The following is a 15,331-nucleotide window of genomic DNA, read 5'->3' on the forward strand; positions in this document are numbered from 1 at the left end:
GGGGGGCGGGGGGGCGCGCCCGCCCCGGGGGCGGGGGGGGGGGGGCGGGGGCGGGGGGGGGGGGGGGGCGGGGGGGGGGGGGGCGGGCCCCCCCGCCCCCCCCACGGCGAGGATCCCGCCGCCTGCGCGCCTCGGCACCGTAACCGGGACCCGTCAGCCGGCGCGGCGGCCGTCCACCCGCCGGGGCAGGCTCAACGGGTTGGCCTCGCGCAGTTCCGGCGGGAGGAGCGCGTCGGGCGTGTTCTGGTACGTCACGGGGCGCAGCCAGCGTTCGACGGCCGTCGCGCCGACCGAGGTGGTGGGCGAGGTGGTGGCCGGGTAGGGGCCGCCGTGGTGCTGGGCCGGGGCGACGGCGACGCCGGTCGGCCAGCCGTTGACCAGGATGCGCCCGGCGAGCGGGGTGAGGGCGGTGAGGAGCCCGGCGGCCTCCGGGTCGTCGCCCTCCGTCGCGGCCTGGAGCGTGGCGGTGAGGTTGCCGGGGAGCCGGGCCAGGACGGCGGCGACCTCGTCCTGTGCGGCGTACCGGGCGATCACGGTGACCGGGCCGAAGCACTCGTCCAGGAGCGCGTCGTGCGGGCCCTGGGCGGTCAGGCGGGCGGCGGGCACGGTCAGGAATCCGGCGGAGACCGTGTGGTCACTGCCCGCGCCGGGAGTGACCGGGGCTCCGACGTCCGGGAGTCCGGCCCGTTCCCGTACGCCTGCGAGGAACGCGTCCCGCATCCGGTGGTCCAGCATCACGCCGGAACCGGTGGAGCTGACCGTCCCGGTGAGTGCCTCGACCAGCCGGTCGCCCGCGTCACCGGCCGGGACGAGGACGAAGCCGGGCTTCGTGCAGAACTGGCCGACGCCCTGCGTCATGGAGCCGCCGAGCCCGGTGCCGATCTCCGCCGCGCGCTCGGCGGCGGCCGCCTCGGTGACCACGACCGGGTTGAGCGAGCCGAGTTCGCCGTGGAAGGGGATGGGGACGGGACGGGCGGCGGCCGCGTCGAACAGCGCGCGGCCGCCGCGTACCGAGCCGGTGAAGCCCGCCGCGCTCACCAGCGGGTGGCGGACCAGTTCGACGCCCGCGTCGAAGCCGTGGACCAGCGTCACCACATCCTCGGGCAGGCCGGTGCGGGCGGCGGCGCGGCGGAGGACCGAGGCGCAGAGCTCGGCGGTGGCCGGGTGGCCCGGGTGCGCCTTGATCACGACCGGGCAGCCAGCGGCCAGCGCGCTGGCGGTGTCGCCGCCGGGTACGGAGAAGGCGAGCGGGAAGTTGCTCGCCGCGTAGACGGCGACCACCCCGAGCGGGACCTTCCAGCGGCGCAGGTCGGGCCAGGGCGGGGTGCGGGAGGCGTCCTCGTGGTCGATGCGGAGGTCAAGGTAACCGCCCTCCTCGACGACCTCCGCGAAGGCCCGCAACTGGGCGGCGGTCCGCGCGAGTTCGCCGGTCAGCCGGACCGGGCCGAGAGCGGTCTCCGCGTCGGCGGCCTCGATGATGTGCGCGCCGGACGCCTCCAGCAGCTCCGCCGCCGTACGCAGGAACGCGGCGCGTGCGGTGCGGTCGGCCAGGGCCTCGCGTACGGAGTGGGCCGCCCGGACCGCGCGGTCGACCTCCTCGGCGGTGGCCTCCACCGCGACCTGCTCGCGCGGGTTCCCGCTGCGGGGGTCGACACTCCAGACTGGTGCTGCACTCACCGTGATTCCCCTCGGGTCCTGGAACACCGGCCGAACACGTTCGGTATTCTGAACAGAGTTCCTGATCGTGAATGTGCTCGGACTCTATTTCCGGGCCTTCCGTGTTGGCAACGGCCGCAGAAGCCGAAGAAGGAGCGTGGGGCGATGTCGGTCGCCGAGCCCGGCGGGGCACAGGTGAAGTCCGCCGTACGGACGGTGGAGCTGCTCGAATACTTCGCGGGCCGCCCCGGGATGCACACGCTCGCCACCGTCCAGGAAGCCGTGGGCTACCCCAAGTCCAGCCTCTACATGCTGCTGCGCACGCTGGTCGAGCTCGGCTGGGTGGAGACGGACGCGACGGGCACGCGGTACGGGATCGGGGTGCGCGCGCTCCTCGTGGGCACCTCCTACATCGACGGCGACGAGGTCGTGGCCGCCGCCCGCCCGACCCTGGACCGGCTCTCCGACGACACCACGGAGACCATCCACCTGGCCCGGCTCGACGGGACGAACGTGGTCTACCTCGCCACCCGCCAGTCCCAGCACCATCTGCGCCCCTTCACCCGGGTCGGCCGCCGGCTCCCCGCGCACTCCACCGCGCTCGGCAAGGCGCTGCTGGCCACCCACAGCGACGAGCAGGTCCGCAAGCTGCTCCCCGAGACGCTGCCCGCGCTGACCGAACACACCATCACCGACCGCGAGAAGCTCATCGAGGAGCTGCGCCTGGTCCGCGAACAGGGGTACGCGGTGGACCGCGAGGAGAACACCCTCGGCCTGCGCTGCTTCGGCGTGGCCGTCCCGTACCGGACCCCGGCCCGCGACGCGGTCAGCTGCTCGGTCCCGGTGGCCCGCCTCACCCCCGGCCACGAACAGACGGTCAAGGACGCTCTGCTGGACGCCCGCGACCGGCTGGCGCTGGCCACGCGGAGGCTCTGACGAGGTTCGCGTGACGCTGCACGGCTGGGGCCGTCCGCCCCGTCTCCCCCGCGCGGCGGAGGCGGATCAACGACGGGCAGGAGGTGCGGGCGGCGGCCGCGCGGGAGCGTTGTCGTCATGACGACAACGAACCGGGCCCCGCCGAACTCTCGACCGTCCCGCCTCCGACGCAGCACCCGCCCGCCCCGGCCCGTCGCCGAAGGCCCCGTAGCGCCCCGGCCCGAACTGCGGGCCGAGCTTCACAGCCGGGTGGGCCGCGTGAGAAATCGGTGAGAAGCGGCACAACCGGGAACGGGCGGGACGGCCCCGCTCGTCCCTCCAGCGGGATGAACAAGACAATCAGGCGCGCTTCGGTCTTCTGCCTGCTCGCGGTCCTCGCCCTCCTGGTGCGGGCGACGTGGGTGCAGGGCTACCAGGCCAAGGCGCTCGCAGACGACGAGCACAACCGGCGGAACACCATCGCGCAGTACGCGCAGCCGCTCGGGGACATCATCGTGGCCGGTTCGCCGGTCACCGGATCGAAGGGGACCAGTGGTGGCGACCTCCGGTACAAGAGGACCTACACGCAGGGCGAGCTCTACGCGGCCGTGACGGGCTACAGCTCGCAGGCGTACGGGGCTACCCAGCTCGAAGGCATCTACAGCCACGTCCTGGACGGCACGGACGACCGCCTGAAGAACCCGGCCGACCTGCTCACCGGCGAGCAGGCCGCCCCGGGCAACGTCCTGACCACGATCGACCCGGGCGTCCAGCAGGCGGCGTACGAGGCGCTCGGTGACGACAAGGGCGCGGCCGTGGCCATCGACCCGAAGACCGGCCGCATCCTCGGCATGGTCTCCACGCCCTCGTACGACCCGTCGGAGATCAGCGGTACGGACGACGGCGACGCCTGGCAGAGGCTGCTGGACGACGAGGACAAGCCGCTGGTCAACCGGGCGCTGCGGCAGCCGCTGGCGCCGGGCTCCACGTTCAAGCTGGTGGTCGCGGCGGCGGCGCTGGAGAACGGGCTGTACGGCTCCGTCGACGAGGCCACGAAGAGCCCCGACCCGTACACGCTCCCCGGCACCCGTACGGTCCTGCGCAACGAGAACGCCTCCGCGCCATGCGAGGACGCGACCCTGCGCACCGCCCTCCAGTACTCCTGCAACAACGTCTTCGCGAAGGCGGCCGCCGACCTCGGCCAGGACAAGGTCAAGGAGATGGCGGACGCGTTCGGCTTCGACACCGAGAAGCTGGACGTCCCGGTGCGGGCCGCCGAGAGCGTCTACCCGACCGGTATGGACAAGGCGCAGACGGCGCTGACCGGCATCGGCCAGTTCGAGGTCACCGCGACCCCGCTCCAGATGGCGATGGTCACCTCGGCCCTCGCCAACGGCGGTGAGCTGGCCGCGCCGCACATGGTCTCGTCGGTGACGGACGGCGACGGCTCCACGCTGGAGGAGACCGAGGACGGGCAGAACAAGCGGGTGGTGGACGAGAAGACCGCGGAGCAGCTGCGCAGCGCGATGGTGACCGTCGTCGAGGAGGGCACCGGCACCAACGCGAAGATCGCCGGGGCCGAGGTCGGCGGGAAGACCGGGACCGCGCAGAACGGCGTGGACAACAGCAACACTCCGTACGCCTGGTTCACCTCCTACGCCAAGGACGACAGCAGCGGCAAGGAGGTCGCCGTCGCGGTGATCGTCGAGGACTCCGGCTCGGCTCGCTCCGAGGTCAGCGGCAACGGCCTGGCGGCGCCGATCGCGCAGAAGATGATGAAGGCGGCGCTGGAGCGGTGAGTCACCCACCCCGACGCCCTGTTTAGGTTACCCTTGCCTTACTTGGCGCCCCGGACGGTCCCGGGGCGCCAACGTGACGACGTGCGGGGGTACGGGGATGGGGCCGGCGGAGCACGGCGGGACCACGGCCCCCGCCCACAGCCAGGGCCGCGCCCCGCCCGCGAACGGGATCTCCGCCGCCCACCCGGCCCCGCCGGGTGCGTCCGGAGCACCCTACGGACGGATCCGCCTCCCGGTGACGCCGGACCGGTCCCCGCACCTCCTGGCCGGAGGTGCGGGGACCTGACCCCCGTCAGGCCGGCTAGGACGAGGTCTTCGCCGTCGGTTCGGGCGCCGCGGGCGGCAGCTCCCGCAACCGGCTGACCGGCGACTTGACCAGGGCCACCACCACCGCGGCCGAGAAGGCGGCGGCGACGATGAGGGCGTTGCGGTTGCCGATCGCGCCGGAGAGCAGACCGGCCACCAGACCGCCGAGCGCGCCGCCGCCGAAGAGCAGCGTGCGGAAGCAGGCGGTCATCCGGCTCATCATCGAGTGCGGTGTGGTGGTCTGCCGCACGCTGACGATGATGACGTTGGCGATGCCGAGGCCCAGGTAGGTGGTGAAGAAGGACAGCGTGACCAGCCCGATGACCACCAGCTGGGGGCCGCCGGCCAGGACGATCAGGATCGGGCCGAGCAGCAGCGCCGTCTGCGCGACGAAGTAGACGCGCCCGATCGGCCAGCGCTGCACCACCTTGCGCGAGGCGATCGCACCGATCAGGCCGCCCACCGAGGCGGTCCCGAAGATCGCGCCCAGCGTCGAGGCGCTGAGCGAGAGGTCACGGGTGCCGTAGAGCAGGAACATGGTCCACACGGTGATCATCGAGAAGTTGCAGCAGAACCCGACGATCGCCAGCCAGCGCAGGATCGGCTTGCGGAAGACCCACTCGATGCCCTCCCTCAGCTCCCGCCACACGTGCCGCTTGACGCCCGGCTCCGGGACGGCTTCCCGGGTGCGGACCAGCAGCAGCATGAAGGTGGAGAAGAGGTACGAGCCCGCGTTGACGATCAGCGCCACCGGAGCGGTCAGCACGGAGACCAGGACACCGGCCATACCGGGCCCGGCGACGTCGGAGACCGACTGGCTGATGCCCATCTTGGCGTTGGCCTCGACGTAGTGCTTGGGATCCTTGACCAAGGTCGGCACGAACGGCATCCAGCTCACGTCGAAGAGACACGAGGCGGTGCCGAGCGCGCAGGCGATGACCAGCAGCACCGGCATGTTGAGCATGTCCAGCCAGTGCAGCACGGGTATCAGCCCGATCAGCACCGCCCGGAACATGTTGGTCGCCAGCATGACGTTCCGCCGCCGGACCCGGTCCACCCAGACGCCGAAGAGCAGGGCGAACCCGATGTACGGGACGAGCTGGAGGAACCGCAGGAAGCCGACCTGCTCGTCGCTGGCGTTGAAGGCGTAGATCGCCGTGAGCGGCAGCGCCAGGTTGGTGACCTGGGTGCCGAGCAGCGACACGGTCTCGCCGACCCAGAACCTCAGGAAGTCCGGGTTGTGCCACAGGCTCCGTACCTGTTCCTCGGGTTCGCTCCCGGTTTCGGATGTGACCGACATCGCTGCCCCTAACCGTAGTTCTCGGCGTCGAGAGCGTCCTGGACGATCCGGGTCAGGGTCTCCAGGCTCGCGCCGTTCCAGATGGTGTGATGCGTTCCCGGCACGGTGTGCTCGCGGAGGTCGGGCATCAGCCGCTTCCACGGCATGTCCTCCGCGACCGATCCGCTCGCCATGATGTGGATCGCGGGTCCGTCGTAGCCGCCGGTGACGTCGATGGAGTAGAAGCCCTCCAGGTGCGAGCGGAAGACGTCGTACTGGCCCGCCAGCAGATAGGCGTCGAACTCCTCCGGCAGCAGGCCGGACTCCTCCACCGCTTCGAAGACGGTGTCGGGTTCGACGTCCGGCGGGAAGGCCGCGAAGAGCGTCCTGAGTTCGGCCGGCTCCTCTTCCAGGCCCATCATGTCCCGGATGTAGCGGATCAGGATGTCCCGTTCCGGCGGGAGCGGCGACACCACGGGCAGACCGGTGTCCACCATGATCAGGTTGGCGACCCGGTGGCCGGCCGCCGTCAGCCGCTTCGCCATCTCGTGGGCCAGCAGCCCGCCGAGCGACCAGCCGAGCAGCCGGTACTCGCCCTCGGGCCGGAACTCCCGCAGGATCTCGGTGTACTCGTCGGCCAGGTCCGGCAACGACCGCACCGGGGTGCGGTCGTTGTCGAAGCCGGGCGCCTCGAACCCGTACACCGGCCGGCCCTCGTCGAGCAGCCGGGCCAGGCCCGCGTACGAGTAGGCCGAGCCGGACACCGCGTGCACGCAGAACAGCGGTGTCCGGTCGCCCTCGGTCCGCAGCGGGACGATGCGGTCCAGGTCAGCCACGGGTCTTCGCCTCGATGAGCTCGTCGACCACGGTGGAGATGGCGGCGACCGTGGCGTTGCCGTAGAGCAGCCGGACGCTGATGCGGATCTTGAGGGTCTTGTTGATCCGGCTCACCACGCGCAGCGCCTGGAGCGAGTTGCCGCCGATGTCGAAGAAGCTGTCGTCGGCGCCGACCTGCTTCAGCGCCAGGACGTCGGCGAAGGCGGCGGCGACCTGCTCCTCGGTCGGGGTCCGGGGCGCGGTGAAGTCGCGGTCGCCGTCCTCGTCGGCCGGCTCCGGAAGCCCGTTCCGGTTGATCTTCCAGCCGTCGTTGTTCATCGGGAACTTGTCGAGCGGCACCCAGGCGGTCGGCACCATGTAGTCCGGCAGCGACTCGGCCAGGTGCTTGCGCAGGTCGTCGATGTCCGGCACCTGGCCCACCGAGGTGAAGTAGCCCACCAGCCGGTTCTCGCCGCGCCGGTCGGGCCGCATCAGGACCACGGCCCGCAGGATGCCGGGGTGCAGCTGGAGCGCGGTCTCGATCTCGCCGAGCTCCACGCGCAGGCCGCGCAGCTTGACCTGGTTGTCCATCCGGCCGAGGAACTCGATCTGGCCGCCCTCGGTCCAGCGCACCAGGTCACCGCTGCGGTAGACCTTGCTCTCCGGGTCGAAGGGGTCCTGGATGAACTTGGCCGCCGTCATCTCCGGCTGGTTCAGGTAGCCGCGGGCCAGCCCGCCCTCCTTGCCGCCGATGAGCAGCTCGCCGTAGACGCCCTTGGGGACCAGGTTGTTCCGCGGGTCGACGATGTAGACCTGCCGGTTGAGCTGCGGGCGGCCGATCGGCGGCGGCGTCGTCCACTCGATCTGCTCGACGTGGTACTCGGTCTGGCCGATCGCGCACTCGGTGGGGCCGTACAGGTTGAGGTACTTGCGGCCCGGCAGGTTCCACTTGTTGACGAGCTCGGGAGGCAGCACCTCGGCGCCGCCCATGACGTACTTCAGGTCCGGGTAGGGTCCGGGCTCCATCACCGACTGCATCGCCGGCGGCAGTCCGGCGTAGGTGACCTTCTGGTCCCGCAGCAGCGCGGTCAGCGCCTCCGGCGACTGGGCGTCCTCCGGCGACACCGCCACCACCCGCGCGCCGACCAGGAACGCCGTCCAGATCTCGCCCTGCGACATGTCGAAGTTCAGCGCGGGCAGCTGGAGCAGCCGGTCCTCGGGGCCGAAGTCGAACGTACGCCGGTAGGCCTCGCAGAAGAACGAGACGGCGCGGTGGGCGATCATCACGCCCTTGGGCGTACCGGTGGAGCCCGAGGTGTAGAGGACGTACGCCAGGGACTCGCGGGTCGCCCACTCCTCCAGCGGCTCGTCGGCCGGGACCGCCTCGATCTGCGGCCAGTCGGTGTCGATGAGCACCCGGGCCCAGCCGGTGGACTCCGGCAGCCGGTCGGCCAGCGGGGAGCGGGTCAGCACCACCGGGGCGGCGGTGTCCTTGATCATGTAGTCCAGGCGGGCCGCGGGCAGCTTCGGGTCCATCATCGCGAAGGCGCCGCCGGCCTTCAGGATGCCGGCCATCGCCACGTACGCGTCCACGTCACGGTCGATCACCGTGGCGACGACCTGGCCGTGCTGCAGGCCGAGAGCCCGCAGGTGGCGGGCGAGGCGGTCGGCGCGCCGGTCGAGTTCGCCGTAGGTGATCTCGACGTTGCGGCAGACCACGGCCACCGCGTCCGGGGTCTCGCGCGCGATCTTCGCGAGGCCGACGTGCAGCGCGTCCTCGCTGTACTCGGCGTCCTCGCCCTTGCCGATGGCGAAGGCCTCCTCGCGCTCGGCGTCGGTGAGCAGCGGGAGCTGGGAGACGCGGAGCGAGGTGTCCTTCGCCGCGGCGGAGAGCACCGTCTCGATGTGGCCGAGCAGCGCCTTGATCCGCCACTCGTCGAAGATGTCCTTGCTGTACTCGACGAACGCCTTGAGCGTGTCACCGGACTCGACGAAGTCGATCGCCATGTCGAAGCGCGAGGAGGCGCCGGGCGGGCTGACCGGCGTACTGGTAACACCCGAGAAGGCCACGCTCCCACCGGAGTTGGCGGCGCCGAGCAGCTGCATGGAGACCTGGAAGAGCGGGTTGCGGCCGGCCACCCGCTCCGGCTGCACGCGCTCGACGATCAGGTGGAAGGGGACCTCCTGGTGCTCGTAGAGGTCCAGGTTGGCGTCGAGCGTCCGGTCCAGCAGCTCGGCGAAGGTCGGGTCGCCCGACACGTCGGAGCGCGCGACCACCATGTTGACGAAGAGGCCGACCACCTCCTCCAGTTCGACCTCGGTCCGGCTCAGCATGGGCACGCCGATCGGGAGGTCCTCCTGGCCGGTGTAGCGGCTCAGCACCACCTGGAGGGCGGCCGAGAGCACCATGTAGAGCGAGACGTTGTGCTCCTTGGCGAGCGCGCGCGCCCGCTCCAGCAGCTCCGTCGGGAACTCGCCGACCACCGCACCGCCGCCGCGGGTCGCGGTGGCGGGCCGGGGCCGGTCGGTCGGGAACTCCAGGGTCGGCAGGTCGGCCAGCCGGTCGGCCCAGAAGTCCAGCTCCTCCCTGAGCACCTCGCCCTGCATGTGCTCGCGCTGCGCGCGGGCGGCGTCCAGGTACTGCGAACCCGGCTTCTCGAACTCCGGCTCACGGTCGGCGAGCAGGGCGTCGTACGCGGTCCGCAGCTCCGCGTTGACGATGCCGGAGGACCAGCCGTCCGTCGCGATGTGGTGCAGGTTCTGGACGAAGACGTGGTCGTCGTCGGCGAACTTGATCACGCTGTAGCGGTAGAGCGGCCCGTTCTGGAGGTCGAACGGCTTGCCGGAGAGCTCGCCGAGGGTCTCCTGGACGAAGCGGTCCTGGGCCTCGGCGTCCAGGCCGGTCCGGTCGATGACGGGGAGGTCCACCTCGGAGGGGTCCGCCGCCTCCTGGTAGGGGATGCCGCCCTCGTCGGCGTGGATCGTCACGCGCATGGCCTCGTGCCGGGCCAGCACCAGCGTGAGGGCGCGCCCGAGCAGATCGGTGCGGAGCGGGCCGCGCAGGCGGGAGGCGAGCAGGATGTTGTAGGCCGTCACACCGGGGGTCAGCTGGTCCAGGAACCAGAGCTGCTCCTGGCCGAACGAGAGCGGCGCGCGACGCAGGGCTGCGGTGGATGTGGTCATGAGTGCGACTTTCTGTGTGAGCGGATAACAACAACGCAGCACTTGCGGTGGCCGCGTCACCTTTTGGGTGCGGCACCGCAAGTGCTTGTCGTATACGGCGGGGAGGTCAGCCCTTACGGCGGGTGACGAAGGTGTCGTTGATGACGTAGCCGTCGAGACCGTGCTCCTCGCCGTACTTCAGGAGGTCGCTGGTGGTGTTGATGAACCCGCGGCCGTTGAAGTTGAGGGAGGTGTTGCACAGGACGCTGAACCCGGTGATGTCGCGGAACGCCTCCAGCAGCGTCGCGATGCCCGGGTTCCGCTCGTGGGTGACCGTCTGGGTGCGGGCGGAGCCGTCGACGTGCGTGACGGCCTTCAGCTCCTCGGTGGTCACCCGGTTGAAGAAGAGCATGTACGGGTCGTGGACCGAGCCGACGAACCACTTGTCGGCGTCGGCCTCCAGCGCGATCGGGGCGATCGGGCGGTAGCCCTCGCGGCCCTTGATCGTGTTGAGCCGGACGGTGGTCTCCTCGGTGAACGGCGCGGCCAGGATGGACCGGTTGCCGAGCGCGCGCGGGCCCATCTCGTAGCGGCCGCGGGCCCAGCCGATGATGTTGCCCTGCTCCAGGAAGCGGGCCACCTCTGCGGCGACCAGCGGCCGGGTCTCGTAGACCGAGGGGTCCGGCTGGATGTCCTCCTGGAACTCCTCGCCCGCGTAGACGTCCCAGTCGATGGTCGCCTGGCCGGTGTAGAAGAGCTGGGCGTCGATGGCGGTGCCGAGCGCCGCGCCGCTGTCGTTGGGGCACGGCGGCACGAAGACGGACTCGAACAGGCCGCTCTGACGGAACTCCGCGTTCCAGTTGCAGTTGAGCGCGCAGCCGCCGGAGATCTGCAGCGGCAGCCCCTCGGTCATGTTCTTCGCGGCGTAGTCGTAGAACCGGCCGAAGATCGCGTCCGAGTGCTTCGCGGCGGCGTTGCGGTACGCCTGCGAGTCGACACCCGCGTTGTACAGGTGCGACCAGGACATCTCGTCCTTGGAGACACCGAGCACGATGCCGTCCTGCTTGAGGATGAAGTCGATGGTCTCCTTCTCCTCCCTGGACATCGGGGAGTCGTCGGCGAAGGCCGTCAGCGCCATCTGCTTGCCGGCGTGGCTGTAGTTGAAGTAGCCCTTGCCCGCCGGGTGCTTGGGGTCGGCGAGGGAGAAGAGGTAGGCGTACTTGTTGCCCGGGTCGGTCATCACGTGCTGGAGGTGGGTGACTTCGCCGGACTCGTCGATCCGGTAGAAGTCGCCGATGCTGCCCTCCCACACCAGCGAGTAGTGCGCCTTGCCGGTGGCCGCCGGGGCCATCCCGTACGCGGTCATGATGTGCGAGCGCTCGTGGGTGGAGGAGAAGATCCGGACGTCCTTGCCGAACCACTTGCCCGGGTCGTCCTGTATGGAGCCCTCGCCGACGCCGAAGTAGCCGGCCCGCAGCTTCGGTTCGACGGAGTGGAAGCCCTTCACCCAGCCGCTCAGCGAGATCACGTCGGGCTGGCGGTCCAGCATCCCGGCGGCCCGGGTGATCACCTCGGCGGTCAGCCGGTCGTAGCGCGGGAAGCTGTCCTTCTCCGCCTCCAGCGCGAAGAGAAGCTTGCCGTCCTCGATGGCGACGACTCCGCCGTCATGGCCCTCTTTGAAACCCAGGATCAACATGTGTGGGAGAACCTTTCCGTAAGGGATGTCGGGTTACTGCGCCGGCCGGTCGCCGTCGGGGCGGCCGGTGGCACGTCCGGTGCCGAGCACGGGCCCGAGGACGCGGTCGAGGTCGGTCAGTGCACGGGACCAGACGCCTGGTGACGGCACGTAGTGGTTGTAGTAGCTGGCCCCTTCGGCGGGCGGCCCGAAGACGGCGACCGACCGGGAGGAGCCGGCGGGCTCGCGCGGTACGACGAATCCGTCCCGGTCCAGGCGGAGCGCGCCGCGGGGCCCGGGGGTGGCCCACTCGCGCAGCGAGCAGGCGACCGGGTCGATCCGGGGGTCGAGGACCGGCCAGTCCATGTTGGCCTTGATCACCACGTCGGCTTCGATGCGGTGCGGCCGCTCCAGCGTGGTCGAGGCGATCGTCCAGCGGTCGCCGTCCCGGGTCACCTCGGGTGCGGCTCCGGGGCCGGGCACGACCACGTGGGCGTCGATGAGCTGGAGCAGCTCGTGGATGCGCTCCTTCTGCGGGCCGATGACGGTCCGGTTGACCAGAGGGACGTACGCGCTCATGAAGTAGCGGTGCGATGCGTCGGTCAGGCCCGGCGGGTCCAGGGCCGCGCGCACGCCGTCGCGGTGGTCGCGGAGGATCTCCAGGGCCTCCTTGACCGGGCTGGTGCCGAGGCCGCGTTCGGCCTCGCGCAGGTCCGCCGCCGCCTCCTCGACCAGCTCGGCCACGTACTCCTGGTAGCCGGGCGAGGTGCGGGCGTCGGGCCGCAGGGAGCGCTCGACGGCCGCGGTCTCCTCAGGCGTGGCGCCGGCCATCCGGGCGCGGGCCTCGCGGAGGATCAGCGGTTCGACGTCCCGCCGGAAGTCGAGCCGGCCGTCCTCGGTGCGCTCGCGGAGTGCGGCGACGGCCTCCTGGGTGAGGAAGGCGGCCGGTGCGGCGCGGCGTTCGCGGGTGGTGGCCGGGCGGGCGCGGGGCAGTCCGCCGGTCCGGTTCACCAGGACGATGCGCGGCTCGCGGCCCGAGGCGCGGTAGCCGTCCTCTGTGAACTCTCCGCCGCGGCCCACGGTCAGCGCCGCGATGACGTCCATGGCGCTCAGTCCGGTGCCGAGCAGCGCGACCGTGGCGTCCTCGGGGATGGCCTCCACCTGGTCGGGCAGCGGGTAGGGCATGGCGATGAAGCCGTCCCGCGCCGTCGGAGGGGTCCGGGTGAGGCCGTGGCCGGTGGTGACGACGGCCAGGTCCACGCGGTGCTCGGCGCCGTCCGCGAGCGTCACCGTGGCGCCTTCGGCGTCCTGGCGTACGGAGGCGGCGACGGCCGGCAGATGGCGTACGGTCAGCCGCTCGGCGGCCGAGGCCTGCTCCAGCAGCTCACCCGCGGCCCACTGCAGGTACTCGCCGAGCAGACGGCGTGGCAGGAAGGCGTCGAAGGCGACGGGGCCGTGGCGCTCCTGGCACCACTCCAGGAAGCCGGGTCCGGGCGTGACCGGTGCGTCCGGGGTCATCCGCTCGTCGGAGAAGATGGTCAGCTGCGAGGCGATGGTGTTGAGCAGCAGGTAGTCCGGCTGCTTGACCTCGTGCATGCCGATGCCGGGCTCACCGGGCTCGATCAGCAGCAGCTCGACGGGCGGCCCCTCCAGGCGGGTGTGGCTGATGACCCGCTCCAGCGCGGAGAGCCCGCGCGGACCGAGGCCGACCACGGCGATGCGTACGGGAGTCACCAGCGGCTCGTCTCGCCGAAGAAGTTCGGGATCTCGACCGTGAGTCCCTGGGCGCGGGCCGCGGTGAGGACGTACTGGCCGACCGCGAGGTCCAGGACGCCGAGGCCGAACGGGGAGAAGACCAGACCGCGCCGGCCCTGCGGCTGGGTCCGGCCCTTGAGCACGTCCGCGAGGGTCCCGCTGACGAAGTCCCGGCTCCCGGTGGCCTGTTCGGCCAGGTGCGGGGAGGTGTTGGCCTTCATGCAGTGCTCGACGTCGTCGAAGTAGTTCTCGGCGGCGAGGATGACGGTCGGCTGGAAGTCGCGCAGCGAGATGTTGAGCGCCAGCTGTCCCGGGCGGAGCAGTTGCCCGATGTACGGGGTACCGGCCGTGGTGGTCGTGATCACGGTCTGGGCGGCCAGCGCCTCGGCCAGCGTGCCGACCGCCTTGGCCGTGAGCCCGAGCTCCTCGGTGGCGAAGCGGGCCAGGTGCTGGGCCGACTCGGCGTGCAGGTCGAAGATCTCGACGGAGTCCAGCGGATAGCCGGTGGCCACGAGGTACCGGAGGATGGTCCGGGCGATGACACCGGCGCCGATGAAGGAGACCCGGCCGTCCGGGGTCACATGGCGGGCGAAGGCGCGGGCCGCCACGGCGGCCGAGGCGGCGGTGCGGACCGCGCTGATGTTGGCGGCCTCCAGCAGCGCTTTCGGGTAGCCGGTGGCGTAGTCGTTGAGGATCAGCGCGGCGGAGGCACGGGGTATGCCGTCGGCGACGTTGCCGGGGAAGCTGGATATCCACTTGATCCCGACGGCGTGGTCCTCGGGCAGCTCGATCGCGGCGGGCAGGGCGATGATCCGGGCGTCCGGCTTCTCGGGGAAGCGCAGGAAGTAGCTGTCCGGGTTGACCGTCTTCCCGGCGTCGTGACGCAGGTAGGCGTCCTCCACCAGGTCGACGATCTCTCCGGCCGAGCTGTCCAGGATGTCCTTGACGACCTTGCCGGGCACCACATCAAACGAGAACATCGAGCTCCTCCTCGGGTAGCTTTTCATCATCGAAGTGGGCCTTGTCCAGGCCTCGTTCGGCCACCCACGCGTCGTCGTACACGGAGTTCAGGTAGCGCTCGCCGAGGTCCGGGGAGATCGCCACCACGGTGGCGTCCTGCGGGATGCCTGGCGCGAGGCGGCGGATTCCGGCCAGGACCGTGCCGGTCGAACCGCCCGCGAGGAGGCCGGACTTCTCGGCCAGCCAGCGGCACTCGCGTACCGTCTCCCACTCGGGTATCAGCACGACCTCGTCGGGCGCCTGGTTGTCGAGGATCGGCGGTCGCTTGCTCGTCCCGAGTCCCGGGATGTGCCGGGGCCCCGCGGTTGCCTGGAAGTTGACCGAGCCGGCGGTGTCGACCGCGATGATCCGGGTATGCGGGCTACGGCGGCGGAAATAGTCGACGCAGCCCATCAGGGTGCCTCCGGTCCCCACTCCCAGGAAGAGGTAGTCGACCTTGCCGAACTCCCTGAGCATGGACGGCGCGGTGGCCTGTTCATGTGCTGTGGGGTTGGTCGGGTTCTCGTACTGGTTGAGCCAGTAGACATCGGGATCGGCGGCCTGTAATTGCTGGATGTAGGAGATCCGGGAGCCCAGGAATCCGCCGTTGGCGTCCCGTTCGGTGATCTCCACGACCTCCGCTCCGAGAGCGCGCATGATGGCCACGGCCGTCGCGTTGGAATTCGGGTCGGTCACCAGGGTCAGCCGGTATCCCTTCGCCGCGCAGATGACGGCGAGGGAGATTCCGAGATTCCCGGATGTCGACTCGATGAGCCGGAGTTCGGTCAGGTCCCGTCCGGAATCCTCCGCGGCCTGGATGAGGCCGCGGGCGGTCTTCATCTTGATCGAGCCGCCGGGGTTGAATCCTTCGACCTTGAAATAGAGCCGATTCAGGTTGTCGATCCCGGAAACTCTGAGATATATGTCGTCCAGGATAAGGTCATAGACATGCTCAGCGATCAACTTCAT

Annotated in this window: 10 protein-coding genes; 2 read left to right on the forward strand and 8 right to left on the reverse strand. The window is 70.8% G+C overall.

What is annotated here, in order from left to right:
* Positions 1-153: 153 nt before the first annotated feature.
* Positions 154-1,677 carry an aldehyde dehydrogenase (NADP(+)) gene (locus ACIRR8_RS27750; protein WP_404069883.1) on the reverse strand — a complete coding sequence of 508 codons (1,524 nt, stop codon included), beginning with the start codon at positions 1,675-1,677 and terminating at the stop codon, positions 154-156.
* A 144-nt stretch (positions 1,678-1,821) separates the two neighbouring features.
* Between ACIRR8_RS27750 and ACIRR8_RS27755 the strand changes: the two genes are divergently transcribed.
* Positions 1,822-2,592 carry an IclR family transcriptional regulator gene (locus ACIRR8_RS27755; protein ID WP_404069885.1) on the forward strand — a complete coding sequence of 257 codons (771 nt, stop codon included), beginning with the start codon at positions 1,822-1,824 and terminating at the stop codon, positions 2,590-2,592.
* Between the two features lie 326 nt (positions 2,593-2,918).
* On the forward strand, positions 2,919-4,370 hold the full coding sequence (locus ACIRR8_RS27760; protein WP_404069887.1) for a peptidoglycan D,D-transpeptidase FtsI family protein: 1,452 nt from the start codon (positions 2,919-2,921) through the stop codon (positions 4,368-4,370).
* Positions 4,371-4,671: 301 nt separating this feature from the next.
* On the opposite strand, the gene ACIRR8_RS27765 is transcribed toward ACIRR8_RS27760, so the two are convergent.
* From ACIRR8_RS27765 to sbnA, 7 genes are all read right to left on the reverse strand, one after another.
* Positions 4,672-5,976 (reverse strand): MFS transporter, encoded by a 1,305-nt coding sequence (locus tag ACIRR8_RS27765; RefSeq protein ID WP_404069889.1) that lies wholly within the window; start codon positions 5,974-5,976, stop codon positions 4,672-4,674.
* 8 nt (positions 5,977-5,984) lie between these two features.
* The gene (locus tag ACIRR8_RS27770) at positions 5,985-6,791 is read right to left on the reverse strand and encodes an alpha/beta fold hydrolase (protein ID WP_404069891.1); all 807 of its coding nucleotides are present in this window, start codon (positions 6,789-6,791) and stop codon (positions 5,985-5,987) included.
* Positions 6,784-9,954 (reverse strand): amino acid adenylation domain-containing protein, encoded by a 3,171-nt coding sequence (locus tag ACIRR8_RS27775; protein ID WP_404069893.1) that lies wholly within the window; start codon positions 9,952-9,954, stop codon positions 6,784-6,786. Before ACIRR8_RS27775 ends, ACIRR8_RS27770 begins: the two co-directional genes overlap by 8 nt.
* A gap of 106 nt (positions 9,955-10,060) precedes the next feature.
* A complete protein-coding gene (locus ACIRR8_RS27780; protein WP_404069894.1) occupies positions 10,061-11,629 on the reverse strand; it encodes a carbamoyltransferase C-terminal domain-containing protein in 1,569 nt (522 codons plus the stop codon).
* A 33-nt stretch (positions 11,630-11,662) separates the two neighbouring features.
* Positions 11,663-13,342, reverse strand: a complete 1,680-nt coding sequence (locus tag ACIRR8_RS27785) for an FAD/NAD(P)-binding protein (RefSeq protein WP_404069896.1) — start codon at positions 13,340-13,342, stop codon at positions 11,663-11,665.
* Positions 13,339-14,343 (reverse strand): 2,3-diaminopropionate biosynthesis protein SbnB, encoded by a 1,005-nt coding sequence (gene sbnB, locus ACIRR8_RS27790; protein WP_404069898.1) that lies wholly within the window; start codon positions 14,341-14,343, stop codon positions 13,339-13,341. Before sbnB ends, ACIRR8_RS27785 begins: the two co-directional genes overlap by 4 nt.
* Positions 14,330-15,331, reverse strand: a complete 1,002-nt coding sequence (sbnA, locus tag ACIRR8_RS27795; RefSeq protein WP_404069900.1) for a 2,3-diaminopropionate biosynthesis protein SbnA — start codon at positions 15,329-15,331, stop codon at positions 14,330-14,332. The genes sbnB and sbnA overlap by 14 nt, the downstream gene beginning before the upstream one ends.

It is taken from the genome of Streptomyces sp. NPDC101178 (assembly GCF_044767965.1).
In the GTDB taxonomy this organism is placed as follows: domain Bacteria; phylum Actinomycetota; class Actinomycetes; order Streptomycetales; family Streptomycetaceae; genus Streptomyces.

Coding starts and splice junctions, on each gene's coding strand:
- ACIRR8_RS27775 (WP_404069893.1), bottom strand. CDS start 9,954: ATGACCACATCCACCGCAGCCCTGCGTCGCGCGCCGCTCTCGTTCGGC.
- sbnB (WP_404069898.1), bottom strand. CDS start 14,343: ATGTTCTCGTTTGATGTGGTGCCCGGCAAGGTCGTCAAGGACATCCTG.
- ACIRR8_RS27765 (WP_404069889.1), bottom strand. CDS start 5,976: ATGTCGGTCACATCCGAAACCGGGAGCGAACCCGAGGAACAGGTACGG.
- sbnA (WP_404069900.1), bottom strand. CDS start 15,331: ATGAAGTTGATCGCTGAGCATGTCTATGACCTTATCCTGGACGACATA.
- ACIRR8_RS27780 (WP_404069894.1), bottom strand. CDS start 11,629: ATGTTGATCCTGGGTTTCAAAGAGGGCCATGACGGCGGAGTCGTCGCC.
- ACIRR8_RS27760 (WP_404069887.1), top strand. CDS start 2,919: ATGAACAAGACAATCAGGCGCGCTTCGGTCTTCTGCCTGCTCGCGGTC.
- ACIRR8_RS27755 (WP_404069885.1), top strand. CDS start 1,822: ATGTCGGTCGCCGAGCCCGGCGGGGCACAGGTGAAGTCCGCCGTACGG.